This is a genomic window from Sporosarcina sp. BP05, assembly GCF_014282005.1.
Taxonomy (GTDB): Bacteria; Bacillota; Bacilli; order Bacillales_A; family Planococcaceae; genus Sporosarcina.
Genome location: NZ_JACFTD010000008.1, coordinates 78,571 through 101,171, shown reverse-complemented (window position 1 = coordinate 101,171; position 22,601 = coordinate 78,571). Strand labels below are relative to the sequence as shown.

Below are 22,601 nucleotides of genomic sequence, written 5' to 3'. Positions count from 1 at the left end.
GGTTTACCAGCTGGCTTTTTTGACGCCAGGAATTTGTCCCTTATACGCTAGTTCGCGGAAACAAATACGGCAAAGCTTGAATTTCCGGTATACAGAATGCGGACGACCACAACGCTCGCAGCGTGTGTATGCCTGAACCGCGAATTTCGGTGTGCGTTTTTGTTTAGCAATCATTGATTTTTTAGCCACGTTTACGCCTCCCTCTTATTTACTTTTGGAACGGCATGCCGAACTGCGTTAATAACTCATGTGCTTCTTCGTCCGAGTTTGCAGTCGTAACGATGACGATATCCATACCACGTATTTTAGAAACTTTATCATAATCAATTTCAGGGAAAATTAGTTGTTCTTTTACGCCTAGCGTATAGTTACCGCGACCGTCGAATGCTTTTTTAGAAACACCACGGAAGTCACGTACACGGGGTAATGAAACCGAAATCAGTTTATCTAGGAATTCATACATACGCTCACCGCGTAGTGTAACTTTCGTTCCGATAGGCATGCCTTCACGGAGACGGAATCCTGCGATTGATTTCTTCGCTTTTGTAACAACAGGCTTTTGACCTGAAATAATTGTTAACTCTTCCACTGCCGCATCTAGTGCTTTCGTGTTTTGAACAGCATCACCAACACCCATGTTAATGACGATTTTGTCGACTTTTGGTACTTGCATAACTGATGTATATTCAAACTTGCTCATAAGAGCAGGAGTGACTTCGCTTTTAAACTTGTCTTTTAAACGGCTCATCTGATGGACCTCCTTTCATCCGTTACTTATTTATCCAGCAATTCTCCGGATTTTTTCGCAACACGAACTTTTTTGCCATTTTCGATCTTGTATCCTACACGAGTAGGCTCGCCTGTCTTAGGATCGATCACCATGACGTTTGATACATGGATAGCTGCCTCTTGGCTGATAATTCCACCTTGAGGATTTTCCTGGTTAGGTTTCGTATGTTTCTTGACGATGTTAACACCTTCAACAAGCACACGGTCCTTTTTAGGGAAAGCAACTAGGATCACACCGGTTTTACCTTTGTCTTTACCTGTGATTACCATAACTTTATCGCCTTTTTTAACATTCATTCTGTCGCACCTCCTTGATTTGGCACTATCATGTGATTAAAGAACTTCAGGAGCAAGTGAAATAATTTTCATGAAGTTGCTATCACGAAGTTCGCGAGCAACCGGTCCGAAAATACGAGTTCCACGTGGGCTCTTGTCGTCACGGATAATAACACAAGCATTTTCATCAAATGTAATGTAAGTTCCGTCTTTACGGCGTACTCCGCTCTTCGTGCGAACGATAACAGCCTTGACAACTTCACCTTTTTTGACAACACCACCTGGCGTTGCTTTTTTAACTGTTACTACAACTACATCACCGATGTTTGCTGTTTTACGGCCTGAACCGCCTAATACCTTAATAGTAAGTACTTCACGAGCGCCTGAGTTGTCGGCGACTTTCATACGACTTTCCTGTTGGATCATTGAGGCTACCTCCTCCCGGATTTATATCTCCGAACGTTATTAAATGATGACCGCTGTTTCGACTACTTCAAGCAGACGAAAACGTTTTGTTGCCGATAATGGACGAGTTTCCATAATGCGAACAACATCACCGATTTTCGCTTCATTCAGTTCATCGTGGGCCTTGAATTTCTTAGAATATTTTACACGTTTACCGTATAGTTTGTGTTTCTTTTGTGTTTCGATCATTACAGTTACTGTTTTATCCATTTTGTCGGATACGACACGGCCTGTATACACCTTGCGCTGGTTACGTTCCTCAGTCATGGCTGCAACCTCCTTCATCAGTTATTTGCACTGATTTCTCTTTGACGTATTACTGTTTTCATGCGCGCAATCGATTTACGTACTTCTCGGATGCGTGCAGTGTTTTCTAATTGACCTGTCGCTAATTGGAAGCGTAGGTTGAAAAGCTCTTCTTTCAGTGATTTCACCTTTTGCTCAATCTCTGCAGTTGTTAAGTCACGGATTTCATTAGCTTTCATTAGATTCACCACCAATTTCTTCACGTTTTACAAACTTAGTTTTAATAGGAAGTTTGTGAGATGCTAGGCGAAGCGCTTCACGCGCAACTTCCTCCGAAACACCTGCTATTTCGAACATAATACGACCAGGTTTAACAACTGCTACCCAGCCTTCTACAGCACCTTTACCGGAACCCATCCGGACTTCAAGAGGCTTCTTCGTATATGGTTTGTGCGGGAATATATTAATCCATACTTTACCGCCACGTTTCATGTAACGTGTCATTGAAATACGTGCTGCTTCGATTTGACGGCTTGTAATCCATGCCGCATCAAGCGCTTGTAGACCGAATTCGCCGAATTGAACTGTTGCTCCGCCTTTTGTAGTACCGCGCATTTTACCACGGAATACACGACGATATTTAACTCGTTTAGGCATTAACATAATTAGTTGCCTCCTTCCTCAGAGTTCTTCTGTTTCTTCACTGGAAGGACTTCTCCACGGTAAATCCATACTTTAACGCCAAGCTTACCAAATGTAGTATCTGCTTCAGCATGCGCATAATCAATATCTGCACGTAATGTATGGAGAGGAACAGTACCTTCACTGTAATGTTCCGACCGAGCGATGTCAGCACCGCCAAGACGTCCCGAAACCTGTGTTTTAATACCTTTAGCGCCTGAACGTATAGTACGTTGAATTGCTTGTTTTTGTGCACGACGGTAAGATACGCGAGTTTCTAATTGACGAGCAATTGACTCTGCAACTAGTTTAGCGTCAAGATCTGCACGTTTAATTTCGATGATGTTGATGTGAACGCGTTTACCAGTAATATCGTTCAGTTGTTTACGAAGTACTTCAACTTCAGTACCACCTTTACCAATAACCATTCCTGGCTTAGCAGTGTGGATGCTGACGTTAACACGCTTTGCAGCACGTTCAATTTCAATTTTAGAAACAGAAGCTTCTAAAAGACGTTTTTCAATAAATTCACGGATTTTGATATCTTCGTGCAAGAAAGTCGCATAGTCTTTTTCTGCAAACCATTTAGACTCCCAGTCGCGAATGATACCGACCCGTAAACCGTTAGGATGTACTTTTTGACCCACGGATTATCCCTCCTTCTTTTCAGATACCACTAATGTGATGTGGCTTGTACGCTTGTTAATCGCACTCGCGCGTCCTTGTGCGCGTGGTCGGAAACGTTTCATAGTCGGGCCTTCGTCAACGAATACTTCGCTTACGAATAGGTTTTCGACATTCATTTCGTAGTTATGTTCAGCATTTGCAATCGCTGATTTCAAAACTTTTTCTACAACCGGAGATGCCGCTTTAGGCGTCAGGCGTAGAATAGCTATTGCTTCACCGATTTTTTTGCCTCGGATAAGATCAACGACCAAACGGACTTTGCGAGAAGCAATACGGACTGTGCGGGCGGTAGCTTTTGCTTGTTGCATCAGAAATAACCTCCTCTCAAATTAACGTTTTGTTTTCTTATCGTCGGCGCCATGACCTCTGTATGTGCGCGTCGGAGCGAATTCACCAAGTTTATGACCTACCATATCTTCAGTTACATAGACAGGAACGTGTTTGCGTCCGTCGTATACAGCAATTGTCATTCCGATGAATGTCGGGAAGATTGTTGAACGGCGTGACCAAGTTTTGATGACCTGTTTTTTCTCGGAATCCTTTTGTGCATCAACCTTCTTCATAAGATGATCGTCTACAAATGGTCCTTTTTTCAAGCTGCGGCCCATGTTGGAACCTCCCTCCGTGTTTGTACTACGGTCCAATCGTTGAACCGCAGTGCATTAAAATTATTTCTTACGGCGACGAACAATAAGTTTGTCGGATTTGTTGTTTTTCTTACGTGTTTTATATCCAAGCGTCGGTTTACCCCATGGAGTAACTGGTGATTTCATACCGATACCAGTTTTACCTTCACCACCACCGTGTGGGTGATCGTTAGGGTTCATTACAGAACCACGAACTGTTGGGCGTTTACCCATCCAACGTGAGCGTCCTGCTTTACCAATATTGATAAGTTCGTGTTGCTCATTACCAACTTGACCAACTGTCGCGCGGCATACTGCAAGAATCATGCGAACTTCTCCAGATTGAAGGCGTATAATAACGTACTTACCTTCACGGCCAAGTAGTTGTGCAGAAGTTCCTGCTGAACGTACTAGTTGTCCGCCTTTTCCTGGTTTCATTTCGATGTTATGAATTGTAGTACCCATTGGAATGTTTTCAAGTGGAAGTGAGTTACCCACTTTAATATCTGATTCAGGGCCTGACATAATTGTTGCTCCAACTACAAGACCTTTTGGAGCGAGAATGTAACGTTTCTCTCCGTCTACGTAATTGATTAGAGCGATGTTAGCTGAACGGTTTGGATCGTATTCGATCGTAGCAACGCGTCCTGGTATGCCATCTTTCCGGCGTTGGAAATCGATGACACGGTATTGGCGCTTGTGGCCTCCACCATGGTGACGAACAGTAATCCTACCAGTGTTGTTACGGCCGCCTTTCCGCTTAAGCGGTGCAAGCAATGATTTTTCCGGTTTGTCAGCAGTAATCTCAGCAAAATCGGATGTAGTCATGTTACGGCGTCCGTTGGAGGTAGGTTTGTATTTCTTAATCGCCATTTGTGTTCCCTCCTTCATATAATTAGATATCTATTAGTTGTTAAACTTAAACTTCGAAAAGTTCGATGTCTTTTGAGTCAGCAGTTAGTGTAATAATCGCTTTACGGCGTTTATTCGTATAACCAGAGTGCTTGCCCATACGCTTAAGTTTACCTTTGTAATTCTGTACGTTCACTTTATCAACTTTAACACCGAAAACTTCTTCGATAGCTTGCTTAATAAATGTTTTATTAGCGCGCGTGTCGACTTCAAAAGTGTACTTTTTGAATTCCATTTGTTCAGAAGTACGCTCGGTAATGACCGGACGTTTTATAATATCACGTGCTTCCATTAACCTAGCACCTCCTCTATTTTTTGAACTGCTGCTTTAGTCATTACAAGTTTGTCGTGACCGATAAGATCAAGTACGTTAATACCTGATGCAGTTACCACACTAATTCCTGGGATGTTACGTGCAGACAAAGCCAAAGTTTCATCAAGGTCAGCAGTTACGATCAACGCTTTTCTGTTAATCGAAAGATTAGCAAGCACTTGAATGAATTCCTTTGTTTTTGGTGCATTGAATGTTAGTCCTTCTAGAACGATTACATCTTCTTCGCGAACTTTCGTAGAAAGAGCTGAAAGAAGAGCCAATCTCCGGACTTTCTTCGGTAATTTGTAGCTATAGCTTCTTGGAGCTGGACCGAATACGATACCGCCTCCACGCCATTGTGGTGATCGAATTGAACCTTGACGGGCACGACCTGTACCTTTTTGGCGCCATGGTTTACGTCCGCCACCAGCTACTTCCGCGCGAGTTTTTACTTTATGGTTACCTTGACGCAATGAAGCACGTTGTTGGACCAATGATTCGAATAAGACAGCTTCGTTCGGCACGATACCAAAGATTGCTTCATTTAGTTCGATTTCTCCGACAGAAGTTCCTGCCTGATTTAATACGGATACTTTAGGCATTCCTGTTTCCTCCTTTCTTTAGTAGTCAGTTTCCTTTGATAGCGCTGCGCACTTGTAGAAGTGATTTGCGTGATCCAGGAACGTTACCTTTAACTAGTAGCAAGTTGCGTTCAAGATCAACTCGTACAATTTCAAGGTTTTGAACTGTTACTGTTTTGCCACCCATACGACCTGGCATTTTTTTACCTTTGAATACACGTTGAGCGTCAACAGATCCAATTGAACCTGGTGCGCGGTGATGACGTGATCCGTGGGTCATAGGTCCGCGTGAATATCCGTGACGCTTGATAACACCCTGGAACCCTTTACCTTTTGATGTACCAGTGATGTCGACGATATCGCCTTCAGCAAAAGTATCAACTTTGACTTCTTGACCAACTTCGTAGCCACTAACGTCTAATTCGCGGAATTCGCGAATGAAGCGCTTAGGTGCAGTATCAGCTTTTGCAACGTGCCCTTTTTCAGGTTTGTTAGCAAGCTTTTCGCGTTTATCTTCAAATCCGATTTGGATTGCTTCATAGCCGTCCGTTTCAGTTGTTTTCTTTTGAAGAACAACGTTTTGTCCAGCTTCAATCACAGTTACCGGGATAAGATCTCCGTTTTCAGCAAAAATTTGCGTCATACCGAGTTTTCTTCCCAAGATTCCTTTGGTCATTTAGTCCACCTCCTGAATTAATGTGTGTTGTATTTAGTATCGATTAAAGTTTGATTTCAATGTCAACGCCTGATGGTAAATCGAGTTTCATTAAAGCGTCGACAGTTTGTGGTGTCGGATTAACGATATCGATTAGACGTTTATGAGTACGCATTTCGAACTGCTCGCGCGAATCTTTGTATTTATGCACCGCACGAAGAATCGTGTAGACAGTTCTTTCAGTCGGTAGTGGAATCGGACCCGATACACTAGCACCCGAACGTTTTGCTGTTTCTACGATTTTTTCAGCTGATTGATCAAGAATTCTATGATCATATGCTTTTAAACGAATACGAATTTTTTGTTTTGCCATTATTTTCCCTCCCTTGCGCCTATTTTGTTATAGACATTCTCCACGAAAATTTCCCACACACATGCCATGGCAAAGCGGCCTGGTGTGTCGGCAACCTCTCGCTTCATCGCAGTCAAAGACCAACATTTAATATTATACCATAAAAAAAGAATAACGCAAGTATTTTGGCGAAATCCTTTTCTCAACTTTATTATTATAATTCTTTTTACCGCTCATTGCAAGTCCGAGACTATAATCCCGGACTATTAATTACTGATTAAAGAGCATTACTGTTGCCCAGCCAAACAGCAACAATGGAATGTTGTAGTGAATGAACGTTGGCACACATGTATCCCATATATGATTATGTTGTCCATCGACAGCAAGTCCCGCGGTTGGTCCAAGTGTAGAATCAGATGCAGGTGAACCAGCGTCACCTAGAGCCGCTGCTGTTCCAACAAGCGCTATGGTGGCTAACGGACTGAATCCAAATGCCATGCTAAGTGGTACAAAAATCGATGCAATAATCGGAATTGTAGCGAATGATGAACCAATGCCCATTGTAACGACCAATCCAATAAGTAACATAACTAAGGCTGCCATTCCTTTATTATCCCCAAGAGCAGAGCTTGCATATTCTACCAACGAAACAATATGACCTGTCTCTTGAAGTACTGCAGCAAATCCATTCGCCGCAATCATAACAAATCCTACAAATGCCATCATACGCATTCCTTCATTGATTAAACCGTCAGCATCTTTCCACTTAAGTGCTCCCGTAATATACAAAATCCCAATACCAGTAACCGCACCTGCAATCATAGACTGCGTCGGTATCTGCACAGTAAGTGTGCCAATAAGCGCTAGTATTGTAAAGACAATATTACGAGTTTTAACAACTACCACTTCTTCAGAGATTTCTACTTGCTTATCCGCATACTCTCTCGGCTTACGATAAGAGAAGAAAATCGCAATAAGAAGACCTACGAACAGGCCAAGTACAGGAAGTGCCATTGCTTTTGGTATGTCCGCCATATCAATTGCCATACCTGCTGCGGCCATTTGATTTGCAAGAATTTCATGAAAGATGAATCCGTATCCATATGGAAGCAAGATATAAGGTGCTGTTAATCCGAATGTAAGAACGGATGCAATAAGACGACGATCTATTTTCAACATATTCAAGACATGTAAAATTGGCGGTACCAATAAAGGTATGAATGCGATATGGATCGGAATAAGGTTTTGTGAGAATAAAGCCATCACAAGAAGTATCAAGACAATCAGGACTTTTCCAAGAGCGGTACGATCAGGCTGTCCTTCTTTCTTCACAATCCGTAACATAGCCGCCACAAGCAGTTGCGGAATGCCCGTCTTCGATATAGCTAATGCAAATCCGCCTAGCAAAGCATAACTAAGCGCAATCGTCGCACCATTACCAAGCCCACCAGTAAACGAAGTAATCGTCTCACTAAACGATAAGCCTCCTGTAAATCCTCCCACAATTGCACCAGCAACGAGCGCTAATACAACGTTCACTCGTAATAAACTTAAAGCCAACATAACGACAATGGCAATAATAACCGCATTCATTTGTATTCCCCCTATAATTTGTTTCTTTAGTCAGCTAAAGTGATGAAGCGCTGTTATTAAGATAGCAGAGGAAAATTCTTCTGTCAATGATTTTTTTCATAGCACCAAAGCCAACGATCGAAATGAGTAACCGCTATGTCGTAGCAAGTCCACATTCCGCAATTTTATTGTTTCCAGAGCAACAAAAAAATCCCGCCACAAAGGGCGGGATTTAAGAAGAAAATTATTATTTAATGATTGTTGCTACAACGCCAGCGCCTACAGTACGTCCACCCTCACGGATAGAGAACTTAGTACCTTCTTCAAGAGCGATTGGAGCAATTAGATCGATTGTCATTTCAATGTTATCCCCAGGCATAACCATTTCTACGCCTTCAGGAAGTTCGATAACACCAGTTACGTCAGTTGTACGGAAGTAGAACTGTGGACGGTAGTTAGAGAAGAATGGAGTATGACGTCCACCCTCTTCTTTTGAAAGAACATAAACTTCAGATGTGAATTTCGTGTGTGGAACGATAGTTCCTGGCTTAGCAAGAACTTGTCCACGTTGGATGTCATCACGTGATACCCCACGAAGTAATGCACCAATGTTGTCGCCAGCTTCTGCATAATCAAGAAGTTTACGGAACATTTCTACACCTGTAACAGTTGTAGCTTTTGGTTCTTCTACGATACCAATGATATCAACAACATCACCGATTTTAACTACTCCACGCTCAACGCGACCAGTAGCAACAGTTCCACGTCCTGTGATTGAGAATACGTCCTCAACAGGCATCATGAATGGTTTTTCAGTATCACGTGGTGGTGTTGGAATATACTCATCAACAGCAGTCATAAGTTCCATAATTTTATCTTCGTATGCTTCGTCGCCTTCAAGCGCTTTAAGAGCAGATCCTTTGATGACAGGAATGTCATCGCCAGGGAAGTCATATTCAGAAAGAAGGTCGCGAATTTCCATTTCAACAAGCTCAAGAAGCTCTTCGTCATCAACCATGTCACATTTGTTCATGAAGACAACTAGATGTGGAACACCTACTTGACGTGAAAGCAAGATGTGCTCACGTGTTTGTGGCATAGGGCCGTCAGCTGCAGAAACAACTAGGATTCCGCCGTCCATTTGTGCTGCACCAGTGATCATGTTTTTAACGTAATCGGCGTGACCTGGGCAGTCAACGTGTGCGTAGTGACGAGTTGCAGTTTCATACTCAACGTGTGAAGTATTGATTGTAATACCGCGTTCTTTTTCTTCAGGTGCGTTATCAACGTCAGCATAAGATGCTGCTGTTCCACCTAGTCTTTTTGCTAGAACTGTTGCGATTGCTGCAGTTAGTGTAGTTTTACCATGGTCGACGTGACCGATTGTACCAACGTTAGCATGCTGCTTGGAGCGGTCGAATTTTTCTTTTCCCATTATGGAAATCCTCCTCGAAATATAAAAGTTTTTTTGTTTTTATATAGATATAGGTGCTAAAGGGGGCCCCCTCTAACATCCGATATCTATCTATTTATTAATTTAATGGATTACAGGCTAAAATAAAAATTATTCGCCTTTGTTTTTCTTAACAATTTCTTCTGCAACTGATTTCGGCACTTCTTCATAGTGATCGAATGTCATTGAGAAGTTTCCACGTCCTTGTGTGTTAGAACGTAGAGATGTTGCATAACCAAACATATTAGCAAGTGGAACCATAGAGCGAACAACTTGCGCGTTACCGCGCGCGTCCATTCCCTCAACGCGGCCGCGTCGGGAAGTGATATCGCCCATGATGTCTCCCATATACTCTTCAGGAATAGTTACTTCTACTTTCATCATTGGTTCAAGTAGAACTGGGTTAACTTTTGATACAGCGTTTTTCAAGGCCATAGATGCAGCGATTTTAAACGCCATTTCATTGGAATCGACATCATGATAAGAACCGTCGAATAGACGAGCTTTAATGTCAATCAAAGGATAACCAGCAATTACACCATTATCAAGTGAATCACGGATACCAGCTTCTACTGCAGGAATATATTCACGTGGAACTGATCCACCGACAACGTTGTTAATGAATTCGAATCCTTTTCCTTCTTCGTTAGGAGAGAATTCAATCCAAACGTGACCAAACTGTCCACGTCCACCGGATTGACGCACGAACTTACCTTCAACTTCCGCCGAAGCGCGGAATGTTTCACGATAAGATACTTGTGGTGCTCCGACGTTAGCTTCTACGTTGAATTCACGGCGCATACGGTCTACAAGAACGTCAAGATGTAATTCACCCATACCAGCGATGATTACTTCTCCAGTTTCTTGGTCTGTATGTGCACGGAATGTCGGGTCTTCCTCTTGAAGCTTAGCAAGAGCCATACCCATTTTATCTTGGTCGGCTTTTGTTTTAGGTTCAACAGAAAGTGAAATTACTGGTTCTGGGAAGTCCATTGACTCAAGAATAATAAGTGCACTAGCTTCACAAAGTGTATCGCCAGTTCCTGTATCTTTAAGTCCAACTGCAGCAGCAATTTCTCCTGAATGTACTTCAGAAATTTCTTCACGAGAGTTAGCATGCATTTGTAGAATACGTCCTACGCGTTCACGCTTACCTTTTGAAGAGTTTTGTACGTATGATCCTGATTGAAGAACACCAGAATACACACGGAAGAATGTTAATTTACCAACATAAGGGTCCGTCATAACTTTGAAAGCAAGTGCCGAGAACGGCTCAGAGTCGTCTGAGTGACGCTCAATAGCTTCGTCAGTATTAGGATCTGTCCCTTTCATAGGCGGGATATCAAGTGGTGATGGAAGGTAATCGATAACAGCATCAAGAACAAGTTGTACACCTTTGTTTTTGAAAGCAGTTCCACATACAACCGGATAGAATTCAACAGCCAATGTCGCTTTACGAATCGCTTGTTTGATTTCTGCGTTTGTAATTTCTTCTTCATCCAAGAATTTGTTCATAAGAGCCTCATCGAATTCAGCAACCGCTTCAATTAGCTTTTCACGGTATTCGTTAGCTTGATCAAGATGTTCTGCTGGAATTTCTTTAATTTCAGCGTTTAGACCCGTATCGTCGCCATAGTAAACTGCATTCATTTCAACTAAATCGATAATCGCTGCAAAAGTATCTTCTGCACCAATTGGCAATTGAATTGGATGAGCGTTTGCTCCAAGACGGTCAACAAGTGTACCTACTGAATAAAGGAAATCAGCACCAGTTTTGTCCATTTTGTTTACGAAAACTAGGCGCGGTACGCCGTAGTTAGTCGCTTGACGCCATACTGTTTCTGTTTGTGGTTCAACGCCCGATTGAGCGTCAAGTACAGTTACAGCTCCATCAAGAACACGAAGTGAACGTTCAACTTCAACAGTGAAGTCTACGTGACCTGGAGTATCAATGATGTTTACGCGGTGGTTTTTCCACTCAGCTGTTGTAGCAGCTGAAGTGATTGTGATTCCGCGCTCTTGCTCCTGTTCCATCCAGTCCATTTGAGATGCACCTTCGTGCGTTTCTCCAATTTTGTGGATTTTACCAGTATAATATAGAATCCGCTCAGTCGTCGTCGTTTTACCAGCGTCGATGTGAGCCATGATACCAATGTTACGTGTATTCTCTAAGGAGAATTTTCTAGCCATGATATGATCTCCTTCCGTCTCGGATTAGAGTAGTAATAAATTGCTGAATCTTACCAGCGATAGTGAGCGAATGCTTTGTTAGCATCAGCCATTTTGTGCATTTCTTCACGGCGTTTCACAGAAGCACCAGTGTTGTTAGAAGCATCAAGGATTTCATTCGCAAGACGTTCTACCATAGTTTTTTCTCCGCGTGTGCGTGAGTAGTTAACAAGGTAACGAAGTCCAAGAGTTGTACGGCGATCAGGACGTACTTCAACTGGCACTTGATAGTTTGCTCCACCTACACGGCGTGCTTTAACCTCAAGAACTGGCATTACGTTAGTAAGTGCCGCTTCGAATACTTCAAGTGCATCTTTCCCAGAACGTTCTTTCACAAGCTCGAACGCACCATAGAGGATTTTCTGAGATGTACCTTTTTTACCGTCCACCATCATTTTATTAATTAGACGTGAAACGAGCTTCGAATTATAAATCGGATCCGGAAGTACGTCACGTTTTGCAACAGGGCCTTTACGTGGCATGTTGTATTCCTCCTTTCAAAGTTTTTAAGCGTTTTTCGCTTAAATAACCATCAATCGTAATTGTATTAATTAGCCTTTTTTAACTTTAGGTCTTTTAGCTCCGTACTTAGAACGGCTTTGCAAACGGCCAGTTACACCAGCTGTATCAAGTGCTCCACGAACGATGTGGTAACGAACACCTGGTAAGTCTTTTACGCGTCCGCCGCGAAGTAGAACAACACTGTGTTCTTGAAGGTTGTGACCTTCACCAGGGATGTATGCATTGACTTCCAATTGGTTAGTCAAGCGTACACGTGCATATTTACGAAGAGCCGAGTTTGGCTTTTTCGGTGTCATTGTACCAACACGCGTACAAACACCTCTTTTTTGTGGTGAGTTTACGTTTGTCATTGACTTTTTAAAGCTGTTATAACTTTTTCCGAGTGCTGGTGATTTAGATCCTGCCACTTTTGACTTACGTGGTTTACGAACCAATTGATTAATTGTAGGCATCGGTATTTCCTCCTTTCGAACTTCTTTTGTAAGACCACACATCCAGGTGGTTCATTTTTGGGGTAAAAACAAAGTTTTTGTGCTTCAATGCACAAAAACTATTAATCAGTAATCACAACCACAGCTGCACCGACTTGAATCCCACATGCATTTCCGAGTCTTTCTCTCGAATCAACATACGTGACTTGAATGTCATGAAGTTTGGCTTCCTCCATTACTGGAGCAATAATCCGTTCTTCTGCATCCTGCGCAATAATAATTTCTATCACTATCCCTGCACGGATTGCTTTCACTGCCTGCTTTGTACCAATGATTGTTTTCTTTGCCTGCTCGACTTTTTCATAAGACATTTCCATATCCTCCAAAGTACAGACATCCAACTATCAACCTTTTGTATTTTATCACCTTTAAGGTGAACTGTCAACACATAAACGAAAAGTCGGGGGAGTTACTTTCGCATTCCCCCGTTTTCAGTTTAAGTTACAGTACCGTAACTTACTTAGTTGTAGCTTTCTCTTTTTCTTGCTCCATTACGATATGACGGTAACGTTGCATTCCTGTTCCAGCTGGAACAAGTTTCCCGATAATAACGTTTTCTTTCAAGCCGAGTAACTCGTCCGTTTTCCCTTTGATAGCTGCATCTGTCAAGACACGAGTTGTCTCTTGGAATGATGCTGCCGATAAGAAGGATTCCGTTTCAAGTGAAGCTTTCGTAATACCGAGAATAACAGGACGACAAGTCGCCGGAATTTTATTAACTTTTAGTACTTCCGCATTTGCATCTGAGAATTGGTGGATGTCGAGTAGTGAACCCGGTAATAGATCCGTGTCCCCTGCTTCGATGATGCGCACCTTACGAAGCATCTGGCGAACCATTACTTCAATGTGCTTATCACCGATTTCAACACCCTGGCTACGGTAAACTTTTTGAACTTCTTTCAATAGATAGACTTGAACGGTAACGACGTCTTTGACAACAATCAGTTCTTTCGGATCGATAGAACCTTCTGTTATAACTTCACCCCGGTCAATCATATCACCGACTTCAACTTTAAGACGGGCGTTGTATGGCGTCAGATATTTACGCGTTTCTACTTCGCCTTCAATCGTAATTTCTTTCTGACCTTCACGTATTTCATCGATTTCAGTGATTTGTCCTTTGATTTCCGAAATAACTGCAACCCCTTTAGGATTACGTGATTCGAAAATTTCCTGGATACGTGGAAGACCCTGTGTTATATCAGACCCCGCAACTCCACCTGTATGGAACGTACGCATTGTAAGCTGTGTACCTGGCTCACCGATAGATTGTGCAGCGATAATACCAACCGCTTCACCAACCTCAACTGTTTCACCAGTAGCCAAGTTAATGCCGTAACATAATTTACAAACGCCGTGTTTCGTATTACATGTGAAAGCAGAACGGATTGTAATTTGTTCAAGTCCCGAATCCAAAATGGCACGAGCTGCATCAGCAGTAATCAAGCCATCTCGCTTAAGAATCAAAGCACCTGTTTCAGGATGATAAATCGTTTTCTTCGTGTGACGGCCTTCGATACGTTCATCCAGACCTTCGATTACTTCCGTTCCATCCATAAGCGCTCCAATATCCAATCCGCGATCTGTACCACAATCATCTTCACGGACAATTACGTCTTGCGCAACATCAACAAGTCGGCGTGTCAAGTAACCTGAGTCAGCCGTCTTAAGTGCCGTATCCGCAAGCCCTTTACGAGCACCGTGTGTCGAGATGAAGTACTCAAGAACTGTCAGACCTTCACGGAATGACGATTTGATTGGTAATTCAATGATTCGGCCGGCCGGATTGGCCATCAGACCACGCATACCAGCAAGCTGCGTAAAGTTAGATGCGTTACCCCGCGCGCCCGAGTCACTCATCATATAAATTGGGTTTGAGTGATCAAGTGAATCCATAAGTTTATCCTGTATTACATCCTTAGCATGGCTCCAGTAAGAGATAACGCGATCATATCGCTCTTCCTCTGTAATAAGACCACGACGGAATTGTTGTAACACTTTATCTACTTTTTCTTGTGCTTCACTCAAGATTGCATCTTTATTCGGCAAGACGACAATATCGGATATACCAATTGTAATTCCGGCACGAGTAGAGTATTTGAATCCAAGATTTTTCATGCGGTCAAGCATTCTTGACGTTTCTGTAATATGGAAACGCTTGAAGATTTCCGCGATGATATTTCCAAGGATTTTTTTCTTAAATGGTTCGATCAGTTCCTGTTCAGCAACATGTTCTTTTATATTGACAGTCCCAGAAACAAAATACTTGTCTGGTGTTTCAATTTGCAAGTTGAAGTCTGACGGCTCGTTAATATACGGGAACGATTTCGGCAAAATCTCGTTGAAAATCACTTTTCCAACTGTCGTTATTAGAAGTTTGGCATTCTGTTCCTCTGTGAAAGTAGGGTTATTCATAGACCTTGCCTGAACAGCGATACGCGAATGAAGGTGCACGTGACCGTTATGATAAGCAATTAGTGCTTCGTCCGCATCACGGAATGAGCTACCTTCTCCTGAAGCGCCTTTACGTTCCAGTGTAAGGTAATAGTTCCCTAAAACCATATCCTGAGAAGGCGTAACGACTGGTTTCCCGTCTTTCGGGTTCAAAATGTTTTGTGCTGCTAGCATTAGTAGACGCGCTTCCGCTTGTGCTTCTGCGGATAACGGAACGTGGACTGCCATTTGGTCACCATCAAAGTCAGCGTTATAAGCTGTACAAACCAGTGGGTGAAGCGTAATCGCACGTCCTTCTACAAGGATCGGCTCGAATGCTTGAATACCAAGTCGGTGAAGCGTCGGGGCACGGTTCAATAAGACCGGATGCTCCTTAATGACTTCTTCAAGAACGTCCCATACTTCTGAATGAAGGCGTTCAATTTTACGTTTGGCACTCTTAATGTTGTGTGCAAGACCTCGTTCAACGAGTTCTTTCATAACAAACGGTTTAAACAGTTCAATCGCCATTTCTTTCGGCAGACCACACTGATACATTTTCAGGTTAGGTCCAACGACGATAACGGAACGACCAGAATAGTCAACACGTTTTCCTAGTAAGTTTTGACGGAAACGTCCTTGCTTACCTTTCAGCATATGAGAAAGGGATTTAAGTGGACGGTTACCAGGTCCTGTAACCGGACGGCCACGACGACCATTATCGATGAGCGCATCGACTGCTTCTTGCAGCATCCGCTTCTCGTTCTGAACAATGATTCCTGGTGCCCCCAAATCTAATAGGCGTTTCAATCTGTTGTTCCGGTTAATGACCCTTCGGTACAGGTCGTTCAAGTCGGATGTTGCAAATCGTCCACCATCAAGTTGTACCATCGGGCGAAGTTCTGGTGGAATAACTGGTAACACTTCAAGAACCATCCATTCAGGCTTATTGCCTGAGTTACGGAATGCTTCAACAACTTCTAGGCGTCTGATTGCACGCGTACGACGTTGTCCTTGAACTGTTTTCAATTCTTCTTTCAAGAACTCCATTTCTTTTTCAAGTTCGATAGCAGCAAGAAGACGTTCAATCGCTTCAGCGCCCATGAGCGCTTGGAATTTAGAACCATACTTTTCACGGTAGATACGGTATTCCCGTTCAGAAAGCAGTTGCTTTCTTTCAAGCGGAGTATCCGCAGGGTCAACGACTACATAAGACGCGAAATAGATAATTTCCTCCAAAGCACGTGGTGTCATATCAAGAATAAGACCCATTCGGCTTGGAATTCCTTTGAAGTACCAAATATGTGTTACTGGAGCTGCTAATTCAATATGTCCCATACGTTCACGGCGGACTTTTTGACGCGTCACTTCTACTCCACAACGGTCACAAACGACGCCTTTATAACGAACGCGTTTATACTTACCACAATGACATTCCCAATCTTTTGTAGGTCCAAAAATACGTTCACAGAACAGACCATCTTTTTCAGGTTTCAGCGTACGGTAGTTAATTGTTTCCGGCTTTTTCACTTCACCATATGACCATGAACGGATCTTATCAGATGAAGCAAGCCCTATTTTCATATACTCAAAATTGTTTACATCTATCAAGGAGCCTACCTCCCTCTAGTCTTATCGCTGCAATTGGCTTTTCCGAGCAAGCGCACACTTTATGTTCAAAAGAGAAAGGGGAAAACGTTAACTTTCCCCTAGATTCATTTATATCATTCACTAGGCTAATCAAACAGGCTGATTTTCTTTTATAAGATTCAAAGCATCTGTTGGTTGCATATCATCGTCTTCATCAAGATCGCGTAATTCGATTTCTTCAAAATCAATCGACAGCATCTTAACATCTAAACCAAGACTTTGAAGTTCTTTTATAAGAACTTTAAAGGATTCTGGAACACCTGGTTGCGGAACACTTTCACCTTTAACAATCGCTTCGTACGTCTTCACACGTCCTACGACGTCATCCGACTTCACAGTCAGAATCTCTTGAAGCGTATAAGCTGCTCCATAGGCTTCAAGTGCCCACACTTCCATCTCACCGAAACGTTGTCCACCGAACTGAGCTTTACCGCCCAGTGGTTGTTGTGTGACGAGTGAGTAAGGTCCTGTTGAACGGGCGTGAAGCTTATCGTCAACCATGTGGGCCAGTTTAATAATATACATGACACCTACTGATACACGGTTATCGAAAGCTTCACCTGAACGACCGTCATATAGTACTGTTTTCCCATCACGGTCCATCCCTGCTTCTTCCATCGTTTCCCAAACATCCGCCTCATTCGCTCCGTCAAATACGGGCGACGCCATATGGATGCCGAGAGTACGAGATGCCATACCAAGGTGCATTTCAAGAACCTGACCGATGTTCATACGTGATGGTACACCTAGCGGGTTAAGCATAAGGTCAATTGGTGTGCCGTCCGGTAAGTAAGGCATATCCGCTTCAGGTAAAATGCGAGAAATAACCCCTTTGTTTCCGTGACGTCCCGCCATTTTGTCCCCAACGGAAATTTTCCGTTTTTGGACGATGTACGCGCGGACTAATTGGTTAACGCCCGGCGGCAATTCATCGCCATCTTCACGATTAAACACTTTCACGTCTAGAACAATCCCACCAGCGCCATGCGGCACTTTAAGGGATGTATCACGGACTTCGCGTGCTTTTTCACCGAAAATAGCATGTAAAAGTCTTTCTTCGGCAGTCAGTTCAGTTACGCCTTTCGGTGTCACTTTCCCGACAAGAATATCGCCATCACGAACTTCCGCTCCAATACGAATGATTCCACGGTCGTCCAAGTTACGAAGCGCATCTTCACCTACGTTCGGAATGTCGCGCGTAATTTCTTCAGGCCCGAGTTTCGTATCTCTCGCTTCAGACTCGTATTCTTCGATATGGACCGAAGTATATACATCATCTTTCACAAGACGTTCGCTCATGATTATTGCATCCTCATAGTTGTAGCCGTCCCATGTCATAAATGCCATCAAGACGTTGCGACCTAGCGCTAGCTCCCCTTGCTCCATCGAAGGACCATCTGCAAGAATATCAAGCGGTTTAACGCGATCCCCTACACTACAAATTGGACGTTGGTTATAACATGTCCCTTGGTTAGAACGAATAAAGTTTTCAAGACGATATATTGTAAGATCGCCTTTTACTTCTTTTTCATCAACCGTTTCTATACGACGAACACGTATTTCTCTAGCCTCGACATGTTCGACAATTCCATCAAACTTCGCAAGTACAGCTGCACCTGAATCGCGTGCTGATATGTGTTCCATACCAGTTCCTACGAAAGGTGATTCCGGATTTAGAAGAGGGACCGCTTGTCGTTGCATGTTCGCTCCCATAAGGGCACGGTTCGAGTCATCATTCTCAAGGAATGGAATACATGCCGTTGCCGCAGAAACTACTTGTTTAGGCGAAACATCCATGTAGTCAATTTGTTCGCGTTTAAAGACAGTGTTATCCCCTTGGAAACGACCGACGACTCCTTCACTAACGAAAGAACCATCTTCTGCAAGAACTGCATTCGCTTGTGCGACGACGTAGTTATCTTCTACATCCGCAGTCAAGTAATCGATCCTAGAAGTGACCCGACCAGAAATAGGATCAACTTTCCGGTATGGTGTTTCAATAAATCCGAACTTATTCACTTTCGCAAACGTAGAAAGCGAGTTAATCAGTCCTATATTCGGTCCCTCTGGTGTTTCAATTGGACACATGCGTCCGTAATGGGAGTAATGTACGTCACGTACTTCCATTCCTGCACGTTCTCTTGTCAAACCACCAGGTCCAAGTGCAGACAGCCTGCGTTTATGTGTTAATTCGGCAAGCGGATTCGTCTGATCCATGAACTGAGAAAGTTGAGAACTACCAAAGAACTCTTTAATAGATGCGATAACGGGGCGAATATTAATCAGCTGTTGCGGTACGATTGACTGCGTATCATTAATGGACATACGTTCTTTTACGACACGTTCCATACGAGAAAGCCCGATACGGAACTGGTTTTGAAGAAGCTCACCCACTGAACGCAGACGACGGTTACCAAGATGATCGATATCATCCGTATTACCCACGCCATGAAGAAGATTGAAGAAATAACTAATTGAAGCAACGATATCGGCCGGCGTTACATGCTTGATAGAATCATCGACATACGCGTTCGATATTACGTTGATTACTTGTTTCTCTTCGCTTTTCGGAGAATATATTTTGATGGACTGGATTGTTATTTTTTCGTCAAGAACGCCACTTGCGTGAGTAATCTCTTCGAAACCGATCCCTTTTTCCAAATGCGGAAGAAGACGGTCTAATGCACGGCGGTCGATGAGTTGATCTTTTTCAAGCAGTATTTCACCAGTTTCAGGGTCGACAAGTGTTTCAGCGACAACCTGGTTGAACAAGCGATTTTGTGCATGAAGCTTCTTATTCATCTTATAGCGACCCACATTCGCTAAATCATACCGTTTTGCATCGAAAAATCGTGAGAATAAAAGGTTTTTCGCACTATCTAGTGTTGGTGGTTCACCCGGGCGAAGACGCTCGTATATCTCAAGCAATGCTTTTTCAGAGCTTTCAGTGTTGTCCTTTTCCAGTGTATTGCGCAGATACTCATTATCACCGATTAAATCAATGATTTCCTGGTCGGATGAGAATCCGAGTGCACGAAGGAGTACTGTAACCGGCAACTTACGTGTCCGATCAATACGGACGTGAACAACATCTTTTGCATCTGTTTCGTACTCAAGCCAAGCACCGCGATTCGGGATAACAGTTGCACCGAAACCACGTTTACCATTTTTGTCCGTTTTGTCGCTGTAATAAACACTTGGAGACCGGACGAGTTGGGAGACAATTACCCTCTCCGCACCATTAATAACAAATGTACCATTTTCCGTCATAAGTGGAAAATCACCCATAAAGACATCTTGCTCTTTTACTTCTTCCGTCTCTTTATTGTGGAGACGTACTTTTACACGGAGCGGTGCTGCAAACGTAACATCACGCTCTTTCGATTCCTCGACGGGGTATTTAGGATCCCCAAGAGTATAATCGATGAACTCCAACGATAGATTTCCCGTAAAGTCTTGAATCGGAGAAATATCGCGGAACATATCCAGCAGTCCTTCTTCTAAGAACCACTCATAAGATGCCGTCTGGATTTCAATCAGATTCGGCAGATCGAGCACTTCGCTGATCCGTGCGAAACTTCTCCGCTGACGGTGTTGACCATACTGAACTAAATGACCTGTCAACTCTTTCACCCCTTATAAAACAATATTAGTTCTTTGCGAAACCACAAAAATAGTGTATGATATCGAAAAAACAAAAAGAAAACGAGTTCTGGCAAGAGCTCATTTTCGGTTTTACCATCTTTTATACATTGTCAGTATGCCTATCATTTCCATTATTCATGCAAAAGGGCATACGACCGCACTATAATAATTTATGCATTTTATAACATTACCATATCATTACTATCGAGTCAATTTTTTTGGACTCTTAAAATATAATAACCCTTCTTCTTAACAACAGTCTCAACGTTGCCAAAAAGCTCTGTCAAGCAATTTATCGTCGAAGGTGCACCTTGCTTCTTTTGAATGACGATCCACAACTCACCGCCAACCTTAAGTTTCAAAAAAGCGCCTTCGTAAAACTTGAATACCGTCTCTTTTCCTGCACGGATAGGCGGATTCGTCAAAATTGCAGCAAACCCCTCTGCCGTGACATCGGATAATGCATCACTTGGATAAATCTCTGCATTTGAAATGCAATTTTGTTTTGCATTATGCGCAGCAAGAGCGAGTGCACGTTCATTCACGTCGACCATGTGAACGCTCCGTTCCGGAAAAGATGCGGCAATCGATAACCCAATTGGACCATACCCACAACCAATGTCGAGAATTAACCCTTCCGTTTCCGGTAAGACAAAAGCATCAGCCAAAAGCTGCGAACCGAAATCCACTTCACCTTTACTAAACACACCAGCATCCGTTTTGAATCGGAATGTTCTTCCGCGTAACTCCGCAGACCACTCTTTCGGATTACTCTTCACTTTCGGATTTCCCGAGTAATAATGTTCAGACATACCAGTCTTCCCCCTCGTATAGAGACTTGTAACACAAAAAGAAGATAGCGCACGTACACTATCGGTTAGTTGACTTGGTTAACACAAGTATAGATAAAAAAACGAAGAAAAGCTCGTCCAAATCTGACGAGCTTTTCTTCATTATTAAAAATTACTTAACTTCGATGCCTGCGCCTACAGCTTCAAGTTTAGCTTTGATTTCTTCAGCTTCGTCTTTAGAAATGCCTTCTTTGATTGCTTTAGGAGCTTCATCAACAAGCGCTTTCGCTTCTTTCAAGCCAAGGCCTGTAATTTCGCGAACTGCTTTGATAACTTTGATTTTTTCTTGTCCAGCAGCAGTAAGAATTACGTCGAATTCAGTTTGCTCTTCTTCAGCAGCAGCACCAGCACCAGCCATTGCAACAGGTGCAGCAGCAGTTACGCCAAATTCTTCTTCAATTGCTTTTACAAGGTCGTTTAGTTCAAGTACTGTCATTTCTTTGATCGCTTCAAGGATGTTTTCTTTAGTCATTATAATTTCCTCCTAATATTCTTTTTTGTCGGGCTTAACCCGCAAGTGGTATTTCAGGCTGCTTTATTAAGCGCCTTGTTCTTCTTTTTGCTCTGCAACTGCTTTTGTTGCAAGCGCAAAGTTGCGCATTGGAGCTTGAAGTACGCTGAGAAGCATAGAAAGTAGACCTTCGCGTGACGGAAGTTCCGCCAATGCTTTAATGTCTTCTTCTGATGCAAGTACACCTTCGATTACGCCAGCTTTAATTTCAAGCTTGTCGTTTTTCTTTGCAAAATCGTTAAGGATTTTTGCAGGAGCAACAACGTCTTCGTTTGAAAATGCAATCGCGTTCGGGCCTGTTAGGTGTTCGTTCAACCCTTCAAGTCCTGCAGCTTCAGCAGCACGACGTGACATCGAGTTTTTGTAAACTTTGAAGTCAATACCCGCTTCACGAAGCTGTTTACGAAGTTCGGTAACTTGACCGACTGTAAGACCACGGTAGTCAACTACTACTACAGATGCAGCTGATTTCAACTTATCTGTAATTTCACCAACCACTGCTTGTTTTGCCTCTAATACTGTGCTCATTTGGACACCTCCTAAAAAGTTTGGGTCACTTATACCGGTATGAAAAGCCCTCAATCTACAAAAGTAGACTGAGGGCTGAAAAGTCGTCATCTTTTAAAAAAAAAAGAGCGTCTTGTCCTCGGCAGGAATATTT

The 22,601-nt window shown here is 42.9% G+C and carries 26 protein-coding genes and 1 other annotated feature (1 of these 27 running past the window's edge); all 26 genes read right to left on the bottom strand.

Annotated features, from left to right (window positions below; genetic code table 11):
• Window positions 1-3 precede the first annotated feature (3 nt).
• A complete protein-coding gene (locus tag H2672_RS11395) occupies window positions 4-189 on the bottom strand; it encodes a type Z 30S ribosomal protein S14 (RefSeq protein ID WP_067204781.1) in 186 nt (61 codons plus the stop codon).
• 19 nt (window positions 190-208) lie between these two features.
• Entirely contained in the window at window positions 209-748 is a 540-nt protein-coding gene (rplE, locus tag H2672_RS11390) for a 50S ribosomal protein L5 (protein ID WP_186671441.1), read from the bottom strand.
• A gap of 26 nt (window positions 749-774) precedes the next feature.
• A complete protein-coding gene (gene rplX / locus H2672_RS11385) occupies window positions 775-1,086 on the bottom strand; it encodes a 50S ribosomal protein L24 (RefSeq protein WP_186671440.1) in 312 nt (103 codons plus the stop codon).
• 36 nt (window positions 1,087-1,122) lie between these two features.
• Entirely contained in the window at window positions 1,123-1,491 is a 369-nt protein-coding gene (gene rplN / locus H2672_RS11380) for a 50S ribosomal protein L14 (RefSeq protein ID WP_186671439.1), read from the bottom strand.
• Between the two features lie 39 nt (window positions 1,492-1,530).
• Complete coding sequence (gene rpsQ, locus H2672_RS11375) at window positions 1,531-1,797, bottom strand: 30S ribosomal protein S17 (RefSeq protein ID WP_186671438.1); 267 nt, start codon at window positions 1,795-1,797, stop codon at window positions 1,531-1,533.
• Between the two features lie 17 nt (window positions 1,798-1,814).
• Window positions 1,815-2,015 (bottom strand): 50S ribosomal protein L29, encoded by a 201-nt coding sequence (rpmC, locus tag H2672_RS11370; RefSeq protein ID WP_025783856.1) that lies wholly within the window; start codon window positions 2,013-2,015, stop codon window positions 1,815-1,817.
• Complete coding sequence (gene rplP, locus H2672_RS11365) at window positions 2,005-2,439, bottom strand: 50S ribosomal protein L16 (RefSeq protein ID WP_186671437.1); 435 nt, start codon at window positions 2,437-2,439, stop codon at window positions 2,005-2,007. The genes rpmC and rplP overlap by 11 nt, the downstream gene beginning before the upstream one ends.
• A 2-nt stretch (window positions 2,440-2,441) precedes the next feature.
• On the bottom strand, window positions 2,442-3,104 hold the full coding sequence (gene rpsC / locus H2672_RS11360; protein ID WP_186671436.1) for a 30S ribosomal protein S3: 663 nt from the start codon (window positions 3,102-3,104) through the stop codon (window positions 2,442-2,444).
• Between the two features lie 3 nt (window positions 3,105-3,107).
• Entirely contained in the window at window positions 3,108-3,452 is a 345-nt protein-coding gene (rplV, locus tag H2672_RS11355) for a 50S ribosomal protein L22 (RefSeq protein WP_186671435.1), read from the bottom strand.
• A gap of 21 nt (window positions 3,453-3,473) precedes the next feature.
• Window positions 3,474-3,752 carry a 30S ribosomal protein S19 gene (rpsS, locus tag H2672_RS11350; protein WP_186671434.1) on the bottom strand — a complete coding sequence of 93 codons (279 nt, stop codon included), beginning with the start codon at window positions 3,750-3,752 and terminating at the stop codon, window positions 3,474-3,476.
• Window positions 3,753-3,812: 60 nt separating this feature from the next.
• Complete coding sequence (gene rplB / locus H2672_RS11345) at window positions 3,813-4,643, bottom strand: 50S ribosomal protein L2 (RefSeq protein ID WP_186671433.1); 831 nt, start codon at window positions 4,641-4,643, stop codon at window positions 3,813-3,815.
• A gap of 46 nt (window positions 4,644-4,689) precedes the next feature.
• Complete coding sequence (rplW, locus tag H2672_RS11340; RefSeq protein ID WP_186671432.1) at window positions 4,690-4,974, bottom strand: 50S ribosomal protein L23; 285 nt, start codon at window positions 4,972-4,974, stop codon at window positions 4,690-4,692.
• On the bottom strand, window positions 4,974-5,597 hold the full coding sequence (gene rplD, locus H2672_RS11335; RefSeq protein ID WP_186671431.1) for a 50S ribosomal protein L4: 624 nt from the start codon (window positions 5,595-5,597) through the stop codon (window positions 4,974-4,976). Before rplD ends, rplW begins: the two co-directional genes overlap by 1 nt.
• A 25-nt stretch (window positions 5,598-5,622) precedes the next feature.
• On the bottom strand, window positions 5,623-6,252 hold the full coding sequence (rplC, locus tag H2672_RS11330; protein ID WP_186671430.1) for a 50S ribosomal protein L3: 630 nt from the start codon (window positions 6,250-6,252) through the stop codon (window positions 5,623-5,625).
• A gap of 43 nt (window positions 6,253-6,295) precedes the next feature.
• A complete protein-coding gene (gene rpsJ / locus H2672_RS11325; protein ID WP_067204744.1) occupies window positions 6,296-6,604 on the bottom strand; it encodes a 30S ribosomal protein S10 in 309 nt (102 codons plus the stop codon).
• A gap of 249 nt (window positions 6,605-6,853) precedes the next feature.
• Window positions 6,854-8,176, bottom strand: coding sequence for a Na+/H+ antiporter family protein (locus tag H2672_RS11320; protein ID WP_186671429.1), 1,323 nt, complete (start codon window positions 8,174-8,176; stop codon window positions 6,854-6,856).
• Window positions 8,177-8,402: 226 nt separating this feature from the next.
• Window positions 8,403-9,590 carry an elongation factor Tu gene (gene tuf, locus H2672_RS11315; RefSeq protein WP_186671428.1) on the bottom strand — a complete coding sequence of 396 codons (1,188 nt, stop codon included), beginning with the start codon at window positions 9,588-9,590 and terminating at the stop codon, window positions 8,403-8,405.
• A 129-nt stretch (window positions 9,591-9,719) separates the two neighbouring features.
• Window positions 9,720-11,798: an elongation factor G gene (gene fusA / locus H2672_RS11310; RefSeq protein ID WP_186671427.1), complete on the bottom strand. Its 2,079-nt coding sequence runs from the start codon at window positions 11,796-11,798 to the stop codon at window positions 9,720-9,722.
• Window positions 11,799-11,848: 50 nt separating this feature from the next.
• The gene (rpsG, locus tag H2672_RS11305; protein WP_186671426.1) at window positions 11,849-12,319 is read right to left on the bottom strand and encodes a 30S ribosomal protein S7; all 471 of its coding nucleotides are present in this window, start codon (window positions 12,317-12,319) and stop codon (window positions 11,849-11,851) included.
• Window positions 12,320-12,388: 69 nt separating this feature from the next.
• On the bottom strand, window positions 12,389-12,811 hold the full coding sequence (gene rpsL / locus H2672_RS11300; protein WP_186671425.1) for a 30S ribosomal protein S12: 423 nt from the start codon (window positions 12,809-12,811) through the stop codon (window positions 12,389-12,391).
• A gap of 101 nt (window positions 12,812-12,912) precedes the next feature.
• Window positions 12,913-13,161, bottom strand: a complete 249-nt coding sequence (locus tag H2672_RS11295) for a ribosomal L7Ae/L30e/S12e/Gadd45 family protein (RefSeq protein ID WP_186671424.1) — start codon at window positions 13,159-13,161, stop codon at window positions 12,913-12,915.
• 145 nt (window positions 13,162-13,306) lie between these two features.
• The gene (gene rpoC / locus H2672_RS11290) at window positions 13,307-16,894 is read right to left on the bottom strand and encodes a DNA-directed RNA polymerase subunit beta' (RefSeq protein ID WP_186671423.1); all 3,588 of its coding nucleotides are present in this window, start codon (window positions 16,892-16,894) and stop codon (window positions 13,307-13,309) included.
• Window positions 16,895-17,023: 129 nt separating this feature from the next.
• A complete protein-coding gene (gene rpoB / locus H2672_RS11285; RefSeq protein ID WP_186671422.1) occupies window positions 17,024-20,557 on the bottom strand; it encodes a DNA-directed RNA polymerase subunit beta in 3,534 nt (1,177 codons plus the stop codon).
• 230 nt (window positions 20,558-20,787) lie between these two features.
• On the bottom strand, window positions 20,788-21,390 hold the full coding sequence (locus tag H2672_RS11280) for a class I SAM-dependent methyltransferase (protein WP_186671421.1): 603 nt from the start codon (window positions 21,388-21,390) through the stop codon (window positions 20,788-20,790).
• Window positions 21,391-21,541: 151 nt separating this feature from the next.
• Window positions 21,542-21,901, bottom strand: coding sequence for a 50S ribosomal protein L7/L12 (gene rplL, locus H2672_RS11275; protein ID WP_186671420.1), 360 nt, complete (start codon window positions 21,899-21,901; stop codon window positions 21,542-21,544).
• A 66-nt stretch (window positions 21,902-21,967) separates the two neighbouring features.
• Window positions 21,968-22,468 (bottom strand): 50S ribosomal protein L10, encoded by a 501-nt coding sequence (rplJ, locus tag H2672_RS11270; protein ID WP_186671419.1) that lies wholly within the window; start codon window positions 22,466-22,468, stop codon window positions 21,968-21,970.
• Window positions 22,469-22,499: 31 nt separating this feature from the next.
• Window positions 22,500-22,601, bottom strand: a sequence feature (ribosomal protein L10 leader region); it runs 46 nt beyond the window's last position.